Raw genomic sequence first — 20,874 nt, 5'->3', positions numbered from 1 at the left:
CAGGTCACCGATCGGTATCGGCCGGTGTGTATAGTCGGGCGCCAGAAGTCCCCTACGCCAATGAAGGACGAGGTCGCGCGGTGAAGAAGCTTCTTGTGGTCGCACTGGCCGCCATCGGCGGGCTCCTCGTGTACCGCCAGATCCAGGCGGATCGCGCCGAGCAGGACCTGTGGACGGAGGCGACCGACTCCGTTCCCACGGGTTCGTGAGTGTCGACGACAGTCCCAGTACAGACCCCGGCCGCGCTGCGGCCGGGGTTTTGTGTTGCGGGGGCGGCGCGACGGCCCAGCGGGCAGGATGGTCGGGGCTTCGCGGCGGCGGCGAGGGGGAGCGCGTGATGGGGCGGCGTACGCAACGGTGGCGCGGCCGTACGGTCCTGGCCGGGACGGCGGCGCTGTTCTCGGTCGCGGTGACGGCGGGTCAGGGCGTCGCGGCCGACACCTTTCCCCCGTACCGCTTCACGGCCGGCGCCGAACGGGTCGACGGCGCGGCACGCCCTTCCAACGCCGTACGTCTGACGGCGGGTACGACCTATCGAAGCACCGTCCGCGACGACGGGAAGCTCTACTACGGGCTGCGGCTCGACGGCACGTCCAGCGCGTACGTGTCGGCCACGGCCGTGCCGAAGCCGGGCACGAAGGTCGTGTACTCGGACGGCATCAAGGTCTCCCTGCTGGACCCGGACGGCCACAAGTGCTTCTCCGGGGACGCCGGCGCCGCCCGCTTCGGCCCGACCGAAAGCCCGCGCCCGCTTACCGCCTGGGCCTCGCGCCGGGCCGGCCCGGGTACGTACAGCTGCAAGGGCGCCGGTACGTACGCGGTGCTCGTCGAACGCACGAGCGGGGACGGGTCCTCACCGGACGACTGGGAGCTGGAACTCGGCTACGTCTCGGAACCCGCCTTGAAGGAGGCCGCCCCGAGCGCCGCCCCGACGGCGGCCCCGGAGGTCTGGGACTCCGCCTCCCCGCAAGCGGTCGACGGCCCGGTCCGGACCCGTAAGGGCGGGACGAGTTTCCACACGGCGCGCTCCTTGGAGCAGGGCGTCTGGAAGGACGGGATCAGTGCCGGGCAGACGCTCTTCTACCGCGTCCCCGTCGACTGGGGCCAGCAGATCGACGCCACCGCCGAACTGGGCCCGTCGGACGGGGACGGTTTCCTCGGCAACGCCCTCGTCATATCGCTCTACAACCCCGTGCGCGCACTGGTGGACGACGCCGACACCGGATACGGCGGTGCGCGCCAGCGGGCCGCTCTGGAACCGCTTCCTCCGGTCGCGTACGAGAACCGGTACGCCGTGGACGACCAGGTCGGCGGTATGCGGTTCGCCGGCTGGTACTACCTCGCCGTGCACCTCAGGGCGGGCATGGCCGAGGCGTTTGGCGACGGGCCGTTCGACCTGACGCTGCGGGTGGGGGTGCGGGGCGCGGCAGGAAAGGCCCCGGTGTACGGCGGTCCCACCGCGCCGCGCGACGTGTTCGAGGTGACCGCGGGGGACCGGGCCGCCGCCTCGAACGGCAGCGCCGCGGCCGGCGGGGGCGGTGGTGCGGGCAGGGACACCACGATGAAGGCGGTGGCCGCGGGCGGGATCGGCGCGGGGTGCGTCCTCGTCCTGGGGCTCGCCGTGTGGACGGTGACCGCACGACGGCGGGCGGCGACGGAAGCGGCCGCGAGCGGCCCGCCCGTCGCGGACGGCAGGGTGGTACGGACGTACGGGCGGTCGCGGGGCCGGTAGTCCGCGGGCCGGTGATCCGTGGGCCCGATGGTCCGGCGGTGCCGGGGTGGCGGGCGGACGGGCAGTTCTTCCGGTCCCTTTCAGACCTGGGTCAGTGCCCAGAAACCGACCGCGAAGCAGACCAGCGCGAGCAGGAGCACCGGGATCGTCACGGCCGGGGGCGGCCCGGGCCGCCGCGCCCGCCTGCCACGGTGCCGCGCGACCGGTTGGGGCTGCGGCGGAGCCTGGATGTTCCGGGCGGTGTACGGCGCGGTGGAGGCCACGTCATGCCGCTCGGGCTGCTCGGGCTGTTGGTACGGGCCGGGCCCGAACCCGAGGCCGGATCCAGCTTCAGGTCCTGGCCCGGAGGGACCGTCCCCGCCCGCCGGGACGACGGCGGGGACGAAGGTGGTGAAGAAGGCGAGGGCGGCAGCGGAGAGGCACTCGGGCCGTGACGCCGGGGCACGGTTTCGTGCCCCCGTTCCTGGCCCTGTTCCTGACCTTGTTCCTGGCCCTGATCCTGCTCTTCGCCGGGTCCCGTCCCCTTTTCCCCGGACCCGGCGGGAGCCACCGCGGCCGGTTGGGGACCCGTGGGGCCGAACCCCGCCGGAAGCGGGCCGAGTTGGTCGAAGATCTCGATCAGCTCGTCGTCGGGGCCGGGTTCGGGGAGGAGTTCCCGGGCCGCGACGAGCGCCTTGCGCGCCCCCGTGGCGGTGCGGAAGCGGGCCTGTGGATCCGGTTCGAGCAGGGAGGCCACGACCTGCCACAGGGGCTCGGGAATCCCCTTGGGGGCGCTGGGGGTGCCGTGGGCGGTGAAGTGCTCGACCAGCGCCTTGGCGTCGGGTCTGGCGCCCTCCAGCAGGTAGAGCGCCACCAGGCCCACGGCGAAGAGGTCGGCGGGGAAGTCCGGGTCCGCGCCGAGCATCTGTTCCGGAGCGAAGTAACCGGGTGTGCCCACCACGTAGTTGGTCTCCGTGAGCCGTGGCTCGCCGAGGCGCATCGAGATGCCGAAGTCGGAGAGGCGCAGCCGGGGGCGCCCCGTGCCGGTCGCCTCCAGCAGGATGTTGGCGGGCTTGATGTCGCGGTGCACGATCCCCTCCGCGTGCACCGCGGCGAGCCCCGCCAGCAGCTGGTCGAGCAGGAGGCAGACGAAGGACGGTGGCAGCGGGCCGTAGTCCCCGATCAGGTGGACCAGCGAGCCCCCGCCGACGAGGTCCATGGTGAACAGGACCTTGTCGTCGTCGGCCGCCCAGCTGGCGGGAGCGAGCACATGGGGGTGGTCGATCCGTACCGCCTGCTCGCGCACGAAGCGCAGCAGCGAGTGGGCGTCGCTCTGCTGGAGCACCTTGGCGGCCACGTACCGGCGCCGCCGGTGGTCCCAGGCGCGCCAGACCGCACCGACTCCCCCGCGTCCGATCGGGTCGACCAGTTCGTACCGGCCGGCGAAGACCTCACCCATGGTCGTACGTCGCTCCCCCTCCGGCGGTCGGTACGGCATCCTCCTCCGAGGCGCCCGGCCGCCTGGTCCGGGGCCGTCGGCAAACCCCCGGCGGGCTTGCGGCGGTCCGGTGTCCGGCTGCCGGGCGGTGTGCTCAGCTCTGGTGGGACTGGTAGTGGGCGACCGCGTCGGAGGTGCGGCCGGCTCCGTACACCCGGAGGAACTCTGCCAGTTCCGGGTGGGTCGGGGCGAGGGTGTCCGCCGCCTCGATGATGTCCCCGGCCGCGGACACCGAGCGCAGCAGCGACTGGATCTCACGCACCACGCGCTTCACCGTGGGCGCCCCGCCCGAAGTGGTGGTCGACTGCGTGGTGTTGCTGAGCACCGAGCCCCCCTGCGACTTCTTGATCTCGTCCATGCGCTCGGTGGCCTCGGCGGCGCTCACACTGCCGTCCGCGACCTGACCGGCCAGGTCCTGCAGCAGCTGTACGCGCTGGACCACCGCGGGATTGCCGATCTTGGCGCGCTGGCCGCTCATCAGCTGCGACAGCATGGGCGCCGACAGGCCGAGCACCCCCGCCAGACGGGCCTGGTTGAGCCCCAGGTCGTCTATGAGCCTGCGGAAGAGCGCCCCCAGCGGCTCCCCGTACCAGTTCCGCTGCAGCTCGCGGGCTCTCGCGGTTGCTTCCTGCTGTGCGGCGTCCATGTGCGTCTCCCCATCGCTTCCCCAAGTACCGCGGTTCGCTCTAGCGAACCACGTCGTGCATCTTACGGAGAGTGGTCGTATGCGGGGACCCCCAATCCTTTTGCGGGATACGGGGGGTGACCCGGTACTCTGGTCTGCGGTGGCGGTCCAGAGGGTGATCTTCTGGCGTATGCCCGCCTTTTCGGGGCCTTAGCTCAGTTGGTAGAGCGCTGTCTTTGCATGGCAGATGTCAGGGGTTCGACTCCCCTAGGCTCCACGAGAAGCACCCCCTTCGACCGGCTTTGCGCAGGTCGGAGGGGGTTTCTTGGTTCCGGAGGAGCAGGGGGCGAGTCAAGGGTCGGTCCGCACGGGCTCCCGTCGCGGGGGTCGCGGTCCCCGGGGGTGCGGTGGTGGACGCGCCGCCCGTGAAAATTTCACCTCAAGTTTTTTCACAGCCGTCCCCGCGCGGAGCCGTCCCGTTCAACGGGCGCGGAGAGACCGGCAATTGACCGCCCGCTGTCACGTGACGTGGCTTCATCAATCTTCGTCATACAACCTTTTCGGGGCGCCGAGAGGCCGCGAAGCGTGTGTGCGGTGAGGTGCGTCACAGGAATGTCATTGCGATCTTTGCGATTGTTTGCGCAAAGAGTCGTCGATGTCCGGGGCGGGCGGCCGCCGGGCGGACGGCCGAGATGACATGACGGTGACATGCAGGAGTCGTGAAGGCTTGCGTGAGCTGCTGTGAACGGAGGTACGTAATCAGAGTATTGCGCTCCGTTAATCGGGCCGGTGTGAACGTTGCACAGTCGATCGGTTGCAAACGTCATCGCGGCCGGAGGCCTGAAAGGTGCTCCTGCGCGGCCTCGGTTTCACGTGAAACACGACTGTGGGGCAGGAGGCTTTGAGCCTCCTGCCCCACAGTCGTTCAGCAGGTCCGGTGTCCGCGCCGGGTGCGCGAGGCGTGCCCGGCGCGCCGTTTCCGTCAGCCGCGCTCCTGCTGGTCCGCTGCCTCCGCCTCGGCCTGCTTGGCCTGGACCTCGGGGTCGAGGTCTTCCTGGCCGCTGCCGTCGACCGCGGCCAGCCGGCCGGTCTCCGGGACCTCGGTGGCGGCGGGCGGCTCGACCAGCCAGTCGGGGTTGGCCTGCTTGTCCCACCACTTCCAGGCGGCGAAGGCGCCACCGGCCAGGAGACCCAGCACGACCAGTCGCTTGGCGAGACGGCCGCTCCTGGCCCGTCGCTCGTGCTTGCGGACCAGCTTGTCGATCTCCTTCGCCGAGACCTGGCCGCGCAGGGCGGCGAGCGCCGCGGTGCTGCGGGCCGCGGCCTCCTCGCGCACGGGTCCGGCCGCGGCGCGGGCCTGCTCGATCTTCGGACGGGAGTACTCCGCGGCCTGCCGGGCGGCCTTGCGCGTGCGGATCGCGGCCTCGTGGGCGGCCTGGTCGACCTTCGGCGGCACATGGGTGCGGGCCTGTTCGAGGCGCGGTGCGAGATGTGCGTCGTACTGGGTGCGGGCCTGTTCGGCGGCGGACAACACCTTGGGCGCGAGCTTCACGCGCGCTTCGTGCGCGTAGTGGGTGGCTCGGTCCTTTGTCGTGTCGGCGTAAGGCGCCACCACTTCCGCGGCGTGCCGCACGCTGTCCTTCGCCGACTCGGCCGCCGCGCGCACGCTGTCCTTGCGGGTCACGGGATCCTCCTCCTCGGTGGCGTACATGGGGGATGGGGGCCGCCCCCCGGAAAGTCACAGTTCGCCTTTCCATCCTTATCCGGATCATGCCTGCCGGGGCGCTTCCGGGCATGCGAGGGCGGGCATCCGGGTCATGAATGGTGACTCCGGGCGTACTTGGTGCAATAACCGATCAATACGGTGCAACGGGAGCTTGCGACGACAATGCCACGGATCCCCGGACGGCGCGCCTGTTTGGTGCCAAGCGGCTGAAGCGGCGGGCGTGCCCCCGCGGCGCCGACGGGGGTTCGGCGGCGCGGTCCGTGCGAGGATCGGACATCACAGAGGACGACGGAAGGCAGATCGTGGCCGAGCAGCTCTACGCCACCCTGAAGACCAATCACGGCGACATCGAAGTGCGGCTCCTGCCGAACCACGCACCCAAAACGGTCCGCAACTTCGTCGAACTCGCCACGGGTGAGCGTGAGTGGACCAACCCGGCCACGGGTGCCAAGTCCAAGGACCCGCTCTACGACGGCACGGTCTTCCACCGGGTGATCAGCGGCTTCATGATCCAGGGCGGCGACCCGCTGGGCAACGGCACCGGCGGTCCCGGCTACGAGTTCGAGGACGAGTTCCACCCGGACCTGGCCTTCGACAAGCCGTACCTGCTGGCCATGGCGAACGCCGGACCGGGGACCAACGGCTCCCAGTTCTTCATCACCGTCTCCCCGACGGCGTGGCTGAACCGCAAGCACACCATCTTCGGCGAGGTCACCGGGGCCGGCCAGAAGGTCGTGGACGGCATCGCGTCGGTGCAGACCAACCCGCGCACCCACCGCCCCGTCGAGGACGTCGTCCTCCAGTCGGTCGTCGTGGAGACCCGCTGAGGGTCGTGAGGACCCGCTGAGGACCGGGAACCGCCGGTCTCTGAGAACCGCGCCTGCCGGTCGAGGACCGCAGCCCGTCGGTGAGCCCGCCTCCGGCCCTGTGCCGGGGCTCCCGGAGGGAACCAAACGCCCCGCCCGTCCGTAGGGATGAGCGGGGCGGTGCGTTGCGTACCCCATGTGCACAGAAGGATGAGGGGACCCGATGGATCAGGCACCAGGCAGCCCGCAGGGACCGCAGGATGCCCCGATTCTGCCCACCTGCTACCGGCATCCGGACCGGGAGACGGGCATCCGCTGCGTCCGGTGCGAGCGGCCCATCTGCCCCGAGTGCATGATCAGCGCCTCGGTCGGTTTCCAGTGCCCCGAGTGCGTCCGGGACGGTTCCGGCACCGGTCACGCGGCCGACGCCGCACAGCCCCGCACCATCGCGGGCGGCACGATCGCCGCGGACCCCCGGCTCGTCACGAAGATCCTCGTCGGGCTGAACCTCGTCGTCTTCCTGGTCCAGCTCCGCGTGGGCGACCGCTTCACCGACAGCTTCGACCTGATCGGCCGGGCGTTCGTACCGAGCATCGGAGACGTGCAGGGGGTCGCCGAGGGCCAGTGGTACCGGATGGTCACGGCGATGTTCCTGCACGACAGCCACAGCTACTTCCACATCCTGTTCAACATGGTCAGCCTGTGGTGGATCGGCGGCCCGCTGGAAGCGGCGCTCGGCCGCGCCCGCTATGTCGCCCTGTACCTGATCTCCGGGCTGGCGGGCAGCGCGCTCACGTACCTGATCGCCGAGCCGAACCAGCCCTCGCTCGGCGCCTCCGGCGCGATCTTCGGCCTCTTCGGCGCGACCGCCGTCCTGATGCGCCGGCTCAACTACGACATGCGCCCGGTCGTCGCCCTGCTGGTGATCAACATGATCCTCACCTTCGGGTGGAGCAACATCGCCTGGGAGGCCCACATCGGCGGACTCGTCGGCGGTGTCCTCATCGGATACGCGATGGTCCACGCGCCCCGGGAGCGACGGACGCTCGTCCAGTACGGCGCGTGTGCGCTGGTGCTGCTCGCGGTGGTGGTCATGACGCTCGTCAGGACGGGCCAGCTCACCTGAGCCGCATGCCGAAGCCTTCTCCACAGGCTGCGGATACGCAGGTGGGCCGTTGCCCGACGCCAGGAAGAGCCCGCATTGTCCACAGACCGTGGCGGATCCTGTGCACAGTGTTGAGGGACGCGTACGCCCCCTGTCGCTGACCTGGGTTTCCCCAGGTAGGACAGGGGGCGAACAAGTTTTCGGATTCCGGTACGTCTGTCGTACCGGTGTCAACGCGACGCTGACCTCGATGGGTTATCCACAGATCTTCCGACCTTTTCCCCAGTGTGGAAATCCCTGTGGATAACTCAGTGGAGACCGTGGGCCAAGGCTTGTGGAGAAGGCGCTACTTCCACTGGGTGGAGACGCCGAACCCCGCCGCGATGAAACCGAAGCCGACCACGATGTTCCAGTTGCCCAGCGAGTCGATCGGCAGCGAGCCGTCCGTCACGTAGAACACCACGATCCAGGCCAGGCCGATGAGGAACATGGCCAGCATGACCGGGGCGACCCAGGCGCGGCTGTTCAGCTTGATGTTGGTCGCCTGCTTCGCCGGGGGCGGCGTGTAGTCGGCCTTCTTGCGGATACGTGACTTCGGCACGAGGGTCTCTCCTGTCGATGCGCTGCGTGGCCGCGCAGGGAACGTGGGCTGCTCCGGGCAGCGTACAAGGGGACTCTTAGTGCTCCCCCGGGCGTCCGTTAGCGTAGTGCTTCCACGGCGCCGAAGGAGATAAGGGTACGTTGAGCAATTCTGCCGACTCCCCCCAGCCGGGTTCCACCCCCGATCGCGCCCGGCGTTTCAAGCCGGTACGGCTGTTGACCGTGGGCGTCTTCGCCCTGGCCGGACTGATCTTCTTCACCAGCTTCGACACGGCCAAGGGCACCAACATCCGCACCGACGCCTCGCTGCTGAAGCTCTCCGACCTCATCCAGGAACGCAGCCACAAGAACGGGCAGCTCGACGAGACCAACGGATCGCTGCGCGACGACGTGGAGTCCCTCGCCGAACGGGACAACGGCAGCACCGCGGCGGAGGAGGCCAAGCTTGCCGCCCTGGAGAAGAACGCCGGCACGCAGAAGCTCAGGGGCAAGGCCCTGACCGTCACCCTCGACGACGCCCCGCCGAACGCGAAGGCCAAGCTCCCCGGCTATCCCGAGCCGCAGCCCGACTACCTGGTCATCCACCAGCAGGACCTGCAGGCCGTGGTCAACGCCCTGTGGCAGGGCGGGGCCAAGGGGATCAAGGTCATGGACCAGCGGCTGATCTCCACCAGCGCCGTCCGCTGCGTCGGCAACACCCTGATCCTCCAGGGCCGCGTCTACTCGCCCCCGTACAGGATCCAGGCGGTCGGGGACCCGGAGAAGCTGGAGGAGGCCCTCACGGCGTCCCCGGCGATCCAGAACTACATGGTGTACGTCAACGTCTACGGGCTCGGCTGGAAGGTCGAGGAGAACGGGACGACGACACTTCCCGGCTACTCCGGCACGGTCGACCTCCACTACGCGAAGCCCGTGGAGTAGCCGGCCGACGAGATCGGGCGGCGGAACCGGCAAGCCGGTGGCGCGCAGGCCGTCGGGGTAGAAGGCTGTGCGGCAGGGGAACGGCTGCCGCTGGGGGACGTTGTGTCGGTACGCGTGGTCGTCAGGACGTTCAGCGAGCTGTGCATCACGGTCGGCGCCGTGATCGTGCTCTTCGTCGTCTACGTGCTGTTCTGGACGGGTGTGAAGGCCGACACCGCGATGGACGACCAGATCGCGCAGCTGGAGGAGCAGTGGGCGAAGGGCTCCGCCTCCGCCGGCCCGGGCGATCCCGGGTCCGCCCGCGGACCGGGGGCGGCTGCCCCCAAGGCCGTCGCCTACGAGGACGGCAGGCCCTTCGCCGTGATGTACATCCCCCGGCTCGGTTTCACGTGGAACAAACCCGTGCTCGAAGGGACGAGGACCAAGACCCTGAAGAAGGGCTTAGGCCACTACGCAAGCACCGCGCGGCTCGGTGAGCCGGGCAACTTCGCCGTCGCCGGGCACCGCCGGACCTACGGGGACCCGTTCAAGGACTTCCCCCGGCTGCGCCCGGGGGACCCGGTGGTGCTGACCGACGGAACGTCCTGGTTCACGTACCGCATCGACACCCGGCCCTACCGGACGCTGCCGGATGACACGGCGGTCGTCGACCCCGTACCGGAGAAGTCCGGGTACACGCGGGAGGGCCGTTATCTGACGCTGACCACCTGCGACCCCGAATGGGGGCACAGCCACCGGCTGATCGTCTGGGCGCACCTTGACGAAACCCAGCCCGTGGAGGCTGGGAAACCGAAGGCTCTGCGCCGTTAGTCTGGGTGGGTACGGCGTGAGTCTGGTGCCGTGGTGCGACGGAAGGGACGGCATGTACGGCTTTATCTGGCGGCATCTGCCGGGGAACACGTGGATCAAGGCACTGATCTCTCTCGTGCTGGTCCTCGCGACGGTCTACGTGCTCTTCCAGTACGTCTTCCCGTGGGCCGAGCCGCTGCTGCCCTTCAACGATGTGACGGTGGACAACCAGTGACCGCGCGGATTCTCGTCGTCGACAACTACGACAGCTTCGTCTTCAACCTCGTCCAGTACCTCTACCAGCTCGGCGCCGAGTGCGAGGTGCTGCGCAACGACGAGGTGACGACGGCCCACGCACAGGACGGGTTCGACGGCGTGCTGCTGTCGCCCGGCCCCGGCACCCCCGAACAGGCCGGGGTCTGCGTCGAGATGGTGCGGCACTGCGCCGCGACCGGGGTCCCCGTCTTCGGGGTCTGCCTCGGGATGCAGTCGATCCAGGTGGCGTACGGCGGGGTGGTGGACCGCGCGCCCGAGCTGCTGCACGGCAAGACCTCGCTGGTCGAGCACACGGACGCAGGCGTCTTCACCGGGCTGCCGTCCCCCTTCACCGCCACCCGCTACCACTCGCTGGCCGCCGAGCCGACGACCGTGCCGCCCGCCCTGGAGGTCACGGCCCGCACCCACGACGGGATCATCATGGGTCTGCGGCACCGTGAACTGCCGGTCGAGGGCGTGCAGTTCCACCCCGAGTCCGTGCTGACCGAGCACGGTCACCACATGCTGGCCAACTGGCTGGTCGAGTGCGGTGACCAGGAGGCCGTCGGCAGGTCGGTGGGGCTCGCCCCGGTGGTGGGCAGGGTCACGGCGTGACCGCCCTGCGCCCCGAGCGCGACAGTGCCGCCCCGTACGGCGAGGACGCCGGGTACGGGGGCGCTGCGGCGTTCGAGGCGCCGGGCGCCTACGGGGGCGCGGCGCCCTTCGGGACGGAACCGGATCCGCTCGCCGACGGCCGGGCGGGCGGTGCGATGCGGGCCGCCGTGGACGGGCTGGCCGACCCGCTCAGCGACCCCCTGCCGGGCCGGCGGCAGCCCGCGGCGCCCGAGCAGGGCTGGTACGACCCGCAGGCGTACGCGGCGCAGACGCCCCCGGCATCCCCGGTGTCCCCGGCGCAGACGTACGACCCCGACTGGAGCGTCGGGCGGACCGCGTCGGCCTACACGGCACCGCAGCCGCAGCCGCAGCCGGTACCGCAGCCGCAGTCCCCGCCGTCCCACGTGCAGCCCCAGCAGTCCTACGCACAGCCCGAGCAGTCCTACGCGCAACCCCGGCCCCACCCGCAGCAGCCCTACGGGCAGGCGCAGATGCCGCGCACGTCGTACGACGCGGCCTACGCGCCTGCCGCACCCGCGGAGCCCGCCGCGCCGCCGTCCTCCGAGGAGACGGTCGCGCTGCGCATCGCCGACCTCGGGGCCAGGACCGGCCCGGAAGGGCCCTCAACGCCCGCTGCGGGCTCCCGGGCGGTGCCGGAGGGCCCTGGTGCCCCCGGCGGCCGTGCGGCCCGGCGCAAGGCCTCCAAGCGCCACGGGAAGCACGGCGGGAGCGACGCCGGCGAGACGCACGGGCGGCAGCCTGCGGCGGACACGGCCGCCGCGCCCGTCTCGCGCGCGGCGGCCCGGCGCGCGGCCAAGGCGCGCAAGCCCGGAGCGGCCGTGATGGCCAGCCGGGCGATAGGCGAGGTCTTCATCACGACCGGCGTACTGATGCTGCTGTTCGTGACCTACCAGCTGTACTGGACGAACATCCGCGCCCACGCGCAGGCCGACAGCGAGGCGAGCAGCCTGCAGGACGACTGGGCGAAGGGGAAGGGGAACCCGGGGACGTTCGAGCCCGGTCAGGGCTTCGCGCTCCTGCACATCCCCAAGCTCGACGTGGTGGTGCCGATAGCCGAGGGCACCGACAAGAAGCGGGTGCTGGACCGCGGCATGGTCGGCCACTACGCCGAGGAGGGCGTGAAGACCGCGATGCCGGACGCCGAGAAGGGCAACTTCGGGCTCGCGGGCCACCGCAACACGCACGGCGAACCGTTCCGGTACATCAACCGCCTCAAGCCGGGCGACCCGATCGTCGTCGAGACGCAGAACAAGTACTTCGTCTACAAGATGTCCTCGATCCTGCCGGTGACGCCGCCGAGCAACACGGCCGTCCTGGACGCGATCCCCAAGGGGTCGGGCTTCAAGGCGGCGGGCCGCTACATCACCCTCACCACGTGCACCCCGGAGTTCACCAGCAAGTACCGGATGATCGTCTGGGGCACGATGGTCGAGGAACGGCCGCGCGACAAGGGCAAACCGCAGGCGCTCGTCGGTTGAGCGCGCGGACGGCAGCATCCTGAACAGCCTCCTGGGACACCAGGTCGAGACACCAGACGGGGAAGACGCAGTGGCAGCGACGACCGACCACGAAGAGCAGACGGACGCGCCGGCGCCCCCGCCCCCGCCACGGCGCCGCGGCGGAGGCGGTTTCGCGACGGCCGTCAGCGTCCTGGGCGAACTCCTCATCACCGCGGGCCTGGTCCTCGGGCTGTTCGTCGCCTACTCGCTGTGGTGGACGAACGTGATCGCGGACCGCGAGGCCGACAAGCAGGGCGACAAGGTGCGCGACCACTGGGCCGAGGACCGCGGTCCGGTCGGGCTGGACACCAAGGACGGCATCGGCTTCCTGCACGTCCCGGCGATGAAGAACGGCGAGGTGCTGGTCAAGAAGGGCACCTCCACGAAGCTGCTCAACAACGGCATCGCCGGCTACTACACGAACCCCGTCAAGTCCGCGCTGCCGCAGGACGAGAAGGGCAACTTCTCGCTGGCCGCCCACCGCGACGGACACGGCGCGAAGTTCCACAACATCGACAAGCTCAGGAAGGGCGACGCGATCGTCTTCGAGACCAAGGACGAGTGGTACGTCTACAAGGTCTACGCGACGCTTCCCGAGACGTCGAAGTACAACATCAAGGCGCTGGCGCCCGTCCCGAAGGAGTCGGGCCGGACGAAGGCGGGCCGCTACATCACGCTGACGACCTGCACGCCGGTCTACACGTCCCGCTACCGGTACGTGGTCTGGGGCGAGCTGGACCGGGTGGAGAAGGTGGACGACGAACGGACGCCTCCGGCGGAGCTGCGCTGAGGCTTCCCGCCACCCCGTAGCGGCCTGGCCCGCTCGTAGGTCCCCGGAGGTACCGGAAAAGCCCCGGTCCCCTCTCGTTCGCCGAGAGGGGACCGGGGCTTTCGCGTCGTCCGGTGGAAGGCGGGCGGGCGTCAGCCGCCGGCGCCTCCCAGGAATCCGCCGCCGCCGTTGTCGCCGCCGCCGTTGTTGTTCCCTCCGGCGCCGATCGTGACGAGGTTGACCTTGTCCCCGGCCTTCACCTCGTTGCCCTGTCCCGGATCGCTGGCGATGACGACGGAGTTGTCGTCCTGCGACCCGTTGATGTTGCCGACCTGGAGCTGGCTCTGCGCGAGCACCTGCTTGGCCTGGCCCAGGGTCATCTGGGTCACCTTCGGCATGGCGAACTTCTCCGGCTGCGGCTCCTCCTTCTTCGCCTTGCCGATCTGGATGGTCACCGTGGAGCCGGGGTCGACCGGTGAGCCCGCCTGCGGCGAGGTCGCGACGACCTTGCCGACCAGGTTCTCGTCGTCGGTCTCCACCTCGGTGCAGTTGCCGGTGAGGTCGTTCTGCTGCATCCGGGCCTTCGCCTCGTCACAGCTCTGACCGCCGACGTCCGGCACGGTGGACTGCTTCTTCTCCTTGGCGACGGTGAGGGTGATCGTGGAGCCCTTCTCCACTTCCTCGCCCGAGGACGGGTCCTGGTCCAGGACGGTGCCGGGGTCCTGGCTGGACTCCTTGGTCTCCGTCTTGACCTCGAACTTGTACTTGTCGCCCGTGAGCTTCTTGGTGGCGTCCTCGACCGGGTCGTCGATGACGTTGGGAACCGCCACCTTCGGCGCCCCCGTCGACACCGTCAGCCTGATCGTGTCGCCCTTCTTGACCTCGGTGTTCGCGGCCGGCGTCTGGTCGCAGACGCTGTCCTTGGGCGTGGTCTCGCAGGGCTTCTCGGTGATGACGAGTTCGAGCTCGCGGTTGGCCGCCCGCTGTTTGGCCTCGGCCACGGGCTGGTTCACGAAGTTGGGCGCCGGGAACGGATCGTCCCCGGAGTCGCCGTTGCCGCTGAACGCCCACTTGCCGATGAGGATCGCGCCGATCAGCACGAGCACACCGGCGACGACCAGGAGGATCGTCGAGGTGTTGTTCTTCTTCTGCTGGCGCCGCCGGCCCGCGCGGTCGTCGTAGCCGAAGCCGCCGTCGTCCGGGTTGGTCGGCGGCAGCATGGTGGTGTGCTGGCCGTCACCGGAGCGCAGGGCCGTCGTCGGCTGGTCGTCCGGGTAACCGCCGTAGCCCACCGAGCCCATGGCCGCGGTGGCCGCGACGGGCTGGCCGTCGAGGCAGGCCTCGATGTCGGCGCGCATCTCGTCGGCGGACTGGTAGCGGTAGTCCGGGTCCTTGGTGAGCGCCTTCAGGACGATGGCGTCCATCTCGGGCGTGATCTCGGGGTCGAAGACGCTCGGCGGCTGCGGCTCCTCGCGCACGTGCTGGTACGCCACCGCGACCGGGGAGTCCCCGATGAACGGCGGGCGCACGGTGAGGAGTTCGTACAGCAGGCAGCCCGCCGAGTACAGGTCGGAGCGGGCGTCGACCGGCTCGCCCTTCGCCTGCTCCGGGGAGAGGTACTGGGCCGTCCCTATGACCGCCGCGGTCTGCGTCATCGTCATGCCGGAGTCGCCCATCGCACGGGCGATGCCGAAGTCCATGACCTTGACCTGGCCGTTGCGCGTCAGCATGACGTTCGCCGGTTTGATGTCGCGGTGGACGATGCCGGCGCGGTGCGAGTACTCGAGCGCCTGGAGGATGCCGATGGTCATCTCCAGGGTGCGCTCGGGCAGCAGCTTGCGCCCGGAGTGCAGCAGTTCGCGCAGCGTGGACCCGTCGACGTACTCCATCACGATGTACGGGATGGAGATGCCCTCGATGTAGTCCTCACCGGTGTCGTACACGGCGACGATCGCGGGATGGTTGAGCGAGGCGGCCGACTGGGCCTCCCGGCGGAAGCGGGCCTGGAACGACGGGTCGCGCGCGAGGTCCGCCCGCAGCGTCTTCACCGCCACGGTGCGGCCGAGCCGGGTGTCATGGGCGAGGTGTACCTCCGCCATGCCACCACGGCCGAGCACATGGCCCAGCTCGTACCGGCCGCCGAGGCGACGCGGCTCTTCCATAGCTACCTACCAGCCTTTTCCGACGGTCCTGACCACACCACGTGTGGTCCGGCGGTGTGCTGTCCGGGCATACCGTACCCGGACCGCCTTGACTGACCTGGCCACAACCGTCACCCGATACAGGACCGGTATCGCAACGTGCACCGATGTGAAGGGGACGTGAGCGGGGTCACTTCTTGCTGTCGATCACTGCCTTCATCACGTCCCTCGCGATCGGAGCGGCCAGACCACCGCCGGAGATGTCGTCACGGTTGGCGCTCTCGTCCTCGACCACCACGGCGACGGCGACCGGAGAGCTGCCGTCGTCGAGTTTCGCGTACGAGATGAACCACGCGTACGGGTTCTCGCTGTTCTCCACACCGCGCTGGGCGGTACCGGTCTTGCCGCCGACGGTGACGCCGCTCTCGTTGATCTGGGCGTTGGTGCCGGTGCCCTCCTTGACGACCGTCTCCATCATCGACTGGAGGATCTGGGCGTTCTTCTCGGAGAGCGGCTCGCTCATCTCCTCGGGGTCGGTCTGCTCGATGACGTCGAGGCCCGGCGCCTGGAGCTTGTCGACCATGTACGGCTTCATCAGCGTGCCGTCGTTGGCGACCGCCGAGGCGACCATCGCCATCTGCAGCGGGGTCGTGGCGGTCTCGAACTGGCCGATGGAGCTGAGCGCAGTCTGCGGACGGTCCATCTTCTCGGGGAAGTTGGAGGCGCTGGAGCGGATCGGCACGAACTGCTCCTCGTTGAAGCCGAACTTCTTCGCCGTCTCCAGCATGTCCTCCTTGCCGACGTCGACGCCGAGCTTGCCGAAGACGGTGTTGCAGGACACGCGCAGCGCCTCGCGCAGCGTCGCGTTCTTGCAGGGGATGTTCCCCTCGTTCTTCAGCTCGGTGGTGGTGTCCGGCAGGGTGTACGGAAGCGGCGAGTCGGTTTTCTCATCGGCGCTGTCGACGATGCCGTGCTCCAGCGCCGCCGCGGCCGTGACCACCTTGAAGGTGGACCCGGGCGGGTAGATCTCGCGCAGCGCCCGGTTGAGCATCGGGTTGTCGGGGTCGTTCTTCTTCTGGAGCTTGTTCCAGGCCTTGCCGTCGACCTTGGTGGAGTTCCCGGCGAACGTGGAGGGGTCGTACGAGGGGGTGGAGGCCAGTGCCAGGATCGCGCCGGTCTCCGGGTCGATCGCGGCGACGGCGCCCTTGCCCTGCTTCAGCAGACCCTTGTACGCGGCCTTCTGCGCGGCGGCGCTGAGCGTGGTGACGACATTGCCGCCCGCCTGCTTCTTGCCGGTGATCATGTCGAGGGTGCGGCGGAAGAAGAGCCGGTCGTCGTTGCCGGTGAGGATGCCGTCCTCGATGCTCTCCAGCTGCGTGGCCCCGAAGGCCTGCGAGGCGTAGCCCGTGACGGGGGCCCACATCGCGCCGTCCTTGTAGGTGCGCTTGTAGGCGAAGTCGTTGAAGTCGTCGCCGTTGGTCTTGGTGGACCCGGTGATCGGTTCGCCGTCGACGATGATGTCGCCGCGCGGTGTGGCGTAGCGGGCGATGGCGACGCGGCGGTTCTTCGTGTCGTCCTTCAGCGAGTCCGCCTGGACGTACTGGATCCAGTTGTCGCGGATGAGCAGGGCGAGAACGAGGAGCCCGCAGAAGATCGCGATCCGGCGCAGGGGCTTGTTCACGGTCGGACCACCTGGGTCATCTCGGCGTCGGGGTTGGGTGCGGGGGCCGGCGCGGGCCGGCGGGCGGTGTCGCTGATCCGGAGCAGGATGCCGATGAGCGCCCAGTTGGCGATGACGGAGGAACCGCCGTACGCCAGGAACGGCATCGTCATACCGGTCAGCGGGATCAGGCCCATGACGCCGCCGGCGACCACGAAGACCTGGAGGGCGAAGGCGCCCGACAGGCCGATGGCGAGCAGCTTGCCGAAGGGGTCGCGGGCGGCGAGGGCGGTGCGTACGCCGCGCTCCACGATCAGGCCGTACATCAGCAGGATCGCCATCACGCCCGCCAGGCCCAGCTCCTCGCCGAAGGTGGCGAGGATGAAGTCGGAGTTGGCGGCGAAGCCGATGAGGTCGGAGTTGCCCTGGCCGAGCCCGGTGCCGAGGGTGCCGCCGGAGCCGAAGGCCCACAGCGCCTGCATGGACTGCTCGGTGTGGCCGATGACGCCCTGCTGGCTCAGCTCGTACTCGCGCATCGGGTCGAGCCAGGCCTGGACGCGCTGCTGGACGTGCGACTCGAAGGAGGCCACGCCGACGGCGCCGGCCGCGGACATCAGCAGACCGAACACGATCCAGCTGGTCCGCTCGGTGGCGACGTACAACATGATCACGAACATGCCGAAGAACAGCAGCGAGGTACCGAGGTCGGTCTCGAAGACCAGGATCAGGATGGAGATGATCCAGACCACGATGATCGGGCCGAGGTCGCGGCCGCGCGGCAGGTAGATGCCCATGAAGCGACGGCTGGCCAGGGCGAGCGCGTCGCGCTTCACCATGAGGTAGCCGGCGAAGAAGATCGCGAGGACGATCTTCGCGAACTCACCGGGCTGGATGGTGAATCCGGCGATCGAGATCCAGATCCGGGCGCCGAAGACGTTCAGGCCGAGGCCCGGGACCAGGGGCAGCAGCAGCAGGATCAGCGCGCCGACCATGGAGATGTAGGTGTAGCGCTGCAGGACGCGGTGGTCCTTCAGGAAGACCAGGACGGCGACGAACAGGGCGACGCCCAGCGCCGAGTACAGCAGCTGGCGGGGGGCCGCCTCGACGAACGTGCTGCTCGCCTGGAGCCGCTTGGACTGGTCCAGGCGCCAGATGACGACGAGTCCGATGCCGTTGAGCAGCGTCGCCAGCGGCAGCATCAGCGGGTCCGCGTACGGCGCGAACTTCCGTACGACGATATGGCCGACGCCGGCCAGCAGGCCGAGCCCGAGCCCGTAGCTCAGCAGGCCCGGCGGCACCGAGTCATTGATCGCCAGCCCGACGTTGGCGTAGGCGAACACCGGGATGACCACGGCGAACACGAGCAGTGCCAGCTCGGTGTTGCGCCGGCTCGGTGTGCCGATCGAGCCGATCGTGGACGTGTGGTGCGTCGGCGTGTTGGAAGTGCTGCTCATCGTGTGACAGGGCCCCTCACGGCTGCTTACTGCTTACCGCACAGCGAGACCAGCTTCTGCTCTTCGTCGGAGAGGCTGGGGCCGGGTGTGGGAGTGGGTGCGGTCGTGGACTTGGACGGGTCGGAGGACGGGTCGGACGACGGGCCGGACGGAGCTCCCGTCGGCGTCGGCGTCGGTGTGGCCTTGGACGCGGCGGAGGTCCGTGTGGTTCCCGTGATCCCGCCGGCCTCGCCCTCGCCGGTCTTCGCGTTCTGCTCGCTCTCGGCCTTGCGGCGGTCGGCGTCCTTCTTGCACGCGGACGCCTGCGTCTCCAGCTCCTCGACCTTCGAGCGGGCGTCCTTGAGACCGCCCTCGGTGATCGTGGCCTTGACCTGCTTCTGCTGGTAGGGCGGCAGGTACTTGAGTTCGATCTCGGGGTAGTCCTTCTCCACCTTCGAGAGCGAGACCCAGGCGAGGTCCTGGCTGATGCCGCGGTACAGCGCGACGTGCTCGTCGTTGGCGCCGACGTAGTACTGCGTCTGCGTCCAGCGGTAGCCGCCGTACAGCCCGCCGCCGATGACGCCGAGCGCGAGCACGATGTAGAAGGATCTCTTCAGCCACCTGCGCTTGGAGCGCGGCTTGGTGAAGTCCTCGTCGGAGTACCCGGCGAACCCGTCGGTGGGCACGTACCCGGTGGTGTCGCCGCTGCCGGGCGGGCCGAACTCGCCGCCGCCCTGCCCGGGCACCTGCCGGCCGAGGCCCGAGGCGCGGCCCGCGGGCGTCTGCATGGCGCCGTTGTCCTGCGACTGGAGCTGGTTCTCGGCGACCGCGCCCACCACGACGGGCACGTCGGAGAGCTGGCCGGCCAGGGTGTCGCCGCCGTCGATGTCGAGGACGTCGGCCACGATGACGGTGATGTTGTCGGGGCCGCCGCCGCGCAGCGCGAGCTCGATCAGCTGCTGCACGGTCTCCTGGGGACCCTGGTAGCTGGCGAGGGTGTCCTCCATCGTCTGGTGGGAGACGACCCCGGAGAGCCCGTCGGAGCAGATCAGGTACCGGTCGCCGGCCCGCACCTCGCGGATGGAGAGGTCGGGCTCGACGTGGTCGCCGCTGCCCAGCGCGCGCATGAGGAGCGACCTCTGCGGGTGGGTGGTGGCCTCCTCCTCGGTGATGCGGCCCTCGTCGACGAGGCGCTGCACCCAGGTGTGGTCCTGCGTGATCTGCGTGAGCACGCCGTCGCGCAGCAGGTAGGCGCGCGAGTCGCCGACGTGCACGAGGCCGAGGCGCTGGCCCGTCCACAGGAGGGCGGTGAGGGTGGTCCCCATGCCTTCGAGCTGGGGGTCCTCCTCGACCATCAACCGGAGCTGGTCGTTGGCGCGCTGCACGGCCGTGCCGAGCGAGGTGAGGATGTCGGAGCCGGGCACGTCGTCGTCGAGCGCCACGATGGTGGAGATCACCTCGGAGGAGGCGACCTCACCGGCGGCCTGGCCGCCCATCCCGTCGGCGATCGCGAGCAGCCGCGGTCCGGCGTAACCGGAGTCCTCGTTGCCCTCTCGGATCATGCCCTTGTGCGATCCGGCGGCGAAGCGCAGTGACAGACTCATGCGCACCTCGCCCGTCGGCTCCGGGTACATCCGCACGGTGCCCACCCTCCGGTCGGGAGCGCGCCGGGATCCGTCGTGGGGACCGCCGCTGCTCGCTCGCTCCGCTCGCGCTCATTCATGACGTAGCACTACTTCCGCAGCTCGATGACGGTCTTGCCGATGCGGATCGGCGCGCCCAGCGGAACCGGCGTGGGAGTCGTCAGTCGGGTCCGGTCGAGATACGTGCCGTTGGTGGACCCGAGGTCCTCGACGATCCACTGGCCGTCCCGGTCCGGGTAGATCCTGGCATGTCTGCTGGACGCGTAGTCGTCGTCCAGCACGATCGTGCTGTCGTGTGCGCGGCCCAGCGTGATGGTCTGCCCCTGGAGGGCAACGGTCGTGCCCGTGAGGATGCCCTCGGAGACGACCAGTTTGGTGGGAGCGCCGCGGCGCTGGCGGCCGCCGCCGGACGACGCCGCCTGCTGGCGCTGCTGCGGCGGCGCGGCCTGGCGCGCGGCCTGCTGCGGACGCTGTGCTTCCCGGCGCGACCCGCGCTGTGTGACGCGCGTTCCGAACAGGTCGCTGCGGATGACCTGCACGGCCACGATCACGAACAGCCACAGTACGGCCAGGAAACCCAGCCGCATGACCGTGAGGGTCAGCTCTGACATTGCCCCCGCTTCACCCTTCGGCTTGCCGGTAAATGATGGTGGTGCTGCCCACGACGATCCGCGAGCCGTCGCGGAGCGTAGCGCGGGTGGTGTGCTGTCCGTCCACCACGATGCCGTTGGTGGACCCGAGATCCTGGATCGTCGAGGGCGTTCCGGTCCGGATCTCGCAGTGCCGGCGCGAGACGCCGGGGTCGTCGATCCGCACGTCGGCTTCGGTGCTGCGGCCCAGCACGAGCGTCGGGCGGGAGATCTGATGGCGGGTGCCGTTGACTTCGATCCAGTGCCGTGTGCGGCCGCCCGGCTGCGGGGCCGCGGCGGGCCGCTGGCCCGCGGGCGCCGCGCCCGGACGTCCGCCGGGCGGCGGTGCGGAAGGCATGGGGGGAGCGGCCGCGGGCGGGTAGCCGTAGCCGCCGGCCTGGCCGCGGGCGGCCGCCGGGGGCTACGGC

At 69.9% G+C, this 20,874-nt stretch carries 19 protein-coding genes, 1 tRNA gene and 1 pseudogene; 11 read left to right on the top strand and 10 right to left on the bottom strand.

The features are described from left to right. The first annotated feature begins 80 nt into the window (after nt 1-80). Nucleotides 81-209: a DLW-39 family protein gene (locus tag FGF04_RS18580; protein ID WP_213089207.1), complete on the top strand. Its 129-nt coding sequence runs from the start codon at nt 81-83 to the stop codon at nt 207-209. 128 nt (nt 210-337) lie between these two features. Beyond that, complete coding sequence (locus FGF04_RS18575; protein WP_188114135.1) at nt 338-1,732, top strand: hypothetical protein; 1,395 nt, start codon at nt 338-340, stop codon at nt 1,730-1,732. 148 nt (nt 1,733-1,880) lie between these two features. Here FGF04_RS18575 and FGF04_RS18570 read toward each other — a convergent pair whose 3' ends face one another. Together FGF04_RS18570 and FGF04_RS18565 are read right to left on the bottom strand one after the other, a co-directional pair. Next, nucleotides 1,881-3,170, bottom strand: coding sequence for a serine/threonine-protein kinase (locus FGF04_RS18570; protein ID WP_235882391.1), 1,290 nt, complete (start codon nt 3,168-3,170; stop codon nt 1,881-1,883). Between the two features lie 133 nt (nt 3,171-3,303). Further along, nucleotides 3,304-3,855, bottom strand: a complete 552-nt coding sequence (locus tag FGF04_RS18565; RefSeq protein ID WP_149512450.1) for a helix-turn-helix domain-containing protein — start codon at nt 3,853-3,855, stop codon at nt 3,304-3,306. Nucleotides 3,856-4,038: 183 nt separating this feature from the next. Here FGF04_RS18565 and FGF04_RS18560 point away from each other — a divergent pair. Beyond that, nucleotides 4,039-4,111, top strand: a tRNA-Ala gene (locus FGF04_RS18560). A gap of 705 nt (nt 4,112-4,816) precedes the next feature. Here the strand turns inward: FGF04_RS18560 and FGF04_RS18555 are convergent. After that, nucleotides 4,817-5,518 carry a DUF5324 family protein gene (locus FGF04_RS18555; protein ID WP_149512449.1) on the bottom strand — a complete coding sequence of 234 codons (702 nt, stop codon included), beginning with the start codon at nt 5,516-5,518 and terminating at the stop codon, nt 4,817-4,819. A 344-nt stretch (nt 5,519-5,862) separates the two neighbouring features. On the opposite strand from FGF04_RS18555, the gene FGF04_RS18550 reads away from it, so the two are divergent. Together FGF04_RS18550 and FGF04_RS18545 are read left to right on the top strand one after the other, a co-directional pair. Then, nucleotides 5,863-6,387: a peptidylprolyl isomerase gene (locus FGF04_RS18550; protein WP_149512448.1), complete on the top strand. Its 525-nt coding sequence runs from the start codon at nt 5,863-5,865 to the stop codon at nt 6,385-6,387. Between the two features lie 202 nt (nt 6,388-6,589). Next, nucleotides 6,590-7,492 carry a rhomboid family intramembrane serine protease gene (locus FGF04_RS18545; RefSeq protein WP_149512447.1) on the top strand — a complete coding sequence of 301 codons (903 nt, stop codon included), beginning with the start codon at nt 6,590-6,592 and terminating at the stop codon, nt 7,490-7,492. Between the two features lie 325 nt (nt 7,493-7,817). On the opposite strand, the gene crgA is transcribed toward FGF04_RS18545, so the two are convergent. Beyond that, entirely contained in the window at nt 7,818-8,072 is a 255-nt protein-coding gene (gene crgA / locus FGF04_RS18540) for a cell division protein CrgA (protein WP_055517312.1), read from the bottom strand. A 140-nt stretch (nt 8,073-8,212) separates the two neighbouring features. Here crgA and FGF04_RS18535 point away from each other — a divergent pair, with 140 nt between their 5' ends. The 6 genes from FGF04_RS18535 (at nt 8,213) to FGF04_RS18510 (ending at nt 12,961) form a co-directional block, all read left to right on the top strand. Next, nucleotides 8,213-8,992 carry a DUF881 domain-containing protein gene (locus FGF04_RS18535; RefSeq protein WP_149512446.1) on the top strand — a complete coding sequence of 260 codons (780 nt, stop codon included), beginning with the start codon at nt 8,213-8,215 and terminating at the stop codon, nt 8,990-8,992. A gap of 102 nt (nt 8,993-9,094) precedes the next feature. Continuing rightward, nucleotides 9,095-9,802, top strand: a complete 708-nt coding sequence (locus FGF04_RS18530) for a class E sortase (protein ID WP_149512445.1) — start codon at nt 9,095-9,097, stop codon at nt 9,800-9,802. 52 nt (nt 9,803-9,854) lie between these two features. Beyond that, nucleotides 9,855-10,016 (top strand): hypothetical protein, encoded by a 162-nt coding sequence (locus FGF04_RS18525; protein WP_149512444.1) that lies wholly within the window; start codon nt 9,855-9,857, stop codon nt 10,014-10,016. After that, complete coding sequence (locus FGF04_RS18520) at nt 10,013-10,651, top strand: aminodeoxychorismate/anthranilate synthase component II (RefSeq protein WP_149512443.1); 639 nt, start codon at nt 10,013-10,015, stop codon at nt 10,649-10,651. The genes FGF04_RS18525 and FGF04_RS18520 overlap by 4 nt, the downstream gene beginning before the upstream one ends. 287 nt (nt 10,652-10,938) lie before the next feature. Next, nucleotides 10,939-12,150: a class E sortase gene (locus FGF04_RS18515; RefSeq protein ID WP_408055643.1), complete on the top strand. Its 1,212-nt coding sequence runs from the start codon at nt 10,939-10,941 to the stop codon at nt 12,148-12,150. Between the two features lie 70 nt (nt 12,151-12,220). After that, complete coding sequence (locus FGF04_RS18510; RefSeq protein ID WP_149512442.1) at nt 12,221-12,961, top strand: class E sortase; 741 nt, start codon at nt 12,221-12,223, stop codon at nt 12,959-12,961. 131 nt (nt 12,962-13,092) lie between these two features. On the opposite strand, the gene pknB is transcribed toward FGF04_RS18510, so the two are convergent. The 6 genes and pseudogenes from pknB to FGF04_RS18475 form a co-directional block, all read right to left on the bottom strand. Further along, entirely contained in the window at nt 13,093-15,102 is a 2,010-nt protein-coding gene (gene pknB / locus FGF04_RS18505; RefSeq protein ID WP_149512441.1) for a Stk1 family PASTA domain-containing Ser/Thr kinase, read from the bottom strand. A gap of 169 nt (nt 15,103-15,271) precedes the next feature. Further along, on the bottom strand, nt 15,272-16,762 hold the full coding sequence (locus FGF04_RS18495) for a peptidoglycan D,D-transpeptidase FtsI family protein (RefSeq protein WP_149512440.1): 1,491 nt from the start codon (nt 16,760-16,762) through the stop codon (nt 15,272-15,274). Then, entirely contained in the window at nt 16,759-18,195 is a 1,437-nt protein-coding gene (locus FGF04_RS18490) for an FtsW/RodA/SpoVE family cell cycle protein (protein WP_149512439.1), read from the bottom strand. Before FGF04_RS18490 ends, FGF04_RS18495 begins: the two co-directional genes overlap by 4 nt. A 26-nt stretch (nt 18,196-18,221) precedes the next feature. Then, nucleotides 18,222-19,778, bottom strand: a complete 1,557-nt coding sequence (locus FGF04_RS18485; protein WP_188114134.1) for a Stp1/IreP family PP2C-type Ser/Thr phosphatase — start codon at nt 19,776-19,778, stop codon at nt 18,222-18,224. Between the two features lie 128 nt (nt 19,779-19,906). After that, nucleotides 19,907-20,428 carry an FHA domain-containing protein FhaB/FipA gene (locus FGF04_RS18480; protein WP_149512437.1) on the bottom strand — a complete coding sequence of 174 codons (522 nt, stop codon included), beginning with the start codon at nt 20,426-20,428 and terminating at the stop codon, nt 19,907-19,909. 10 nt (nt 20,429-20,438) lie between these two features. Further along, a pseudogene (locus FGF04_RS18475) lies at nt 20,439-20,874 on the bottom strand (FHA domain-containing protein); the annotation flags it as partial.

It is taken from the genome of Streptomyces apricus (assembly GCF_008369065.1).
GTDB lineage: Bacteria > Actinomycetota > Actinomycetes > Streptomycetales > Streptomycetaceae > Streptomyces > Streptomyces apricus.
The sequence above is the reverse complement of the archived record's forward strand: the minus strand, read 5'-3'. Positions and strand labels throughout refer to the sequence as shown.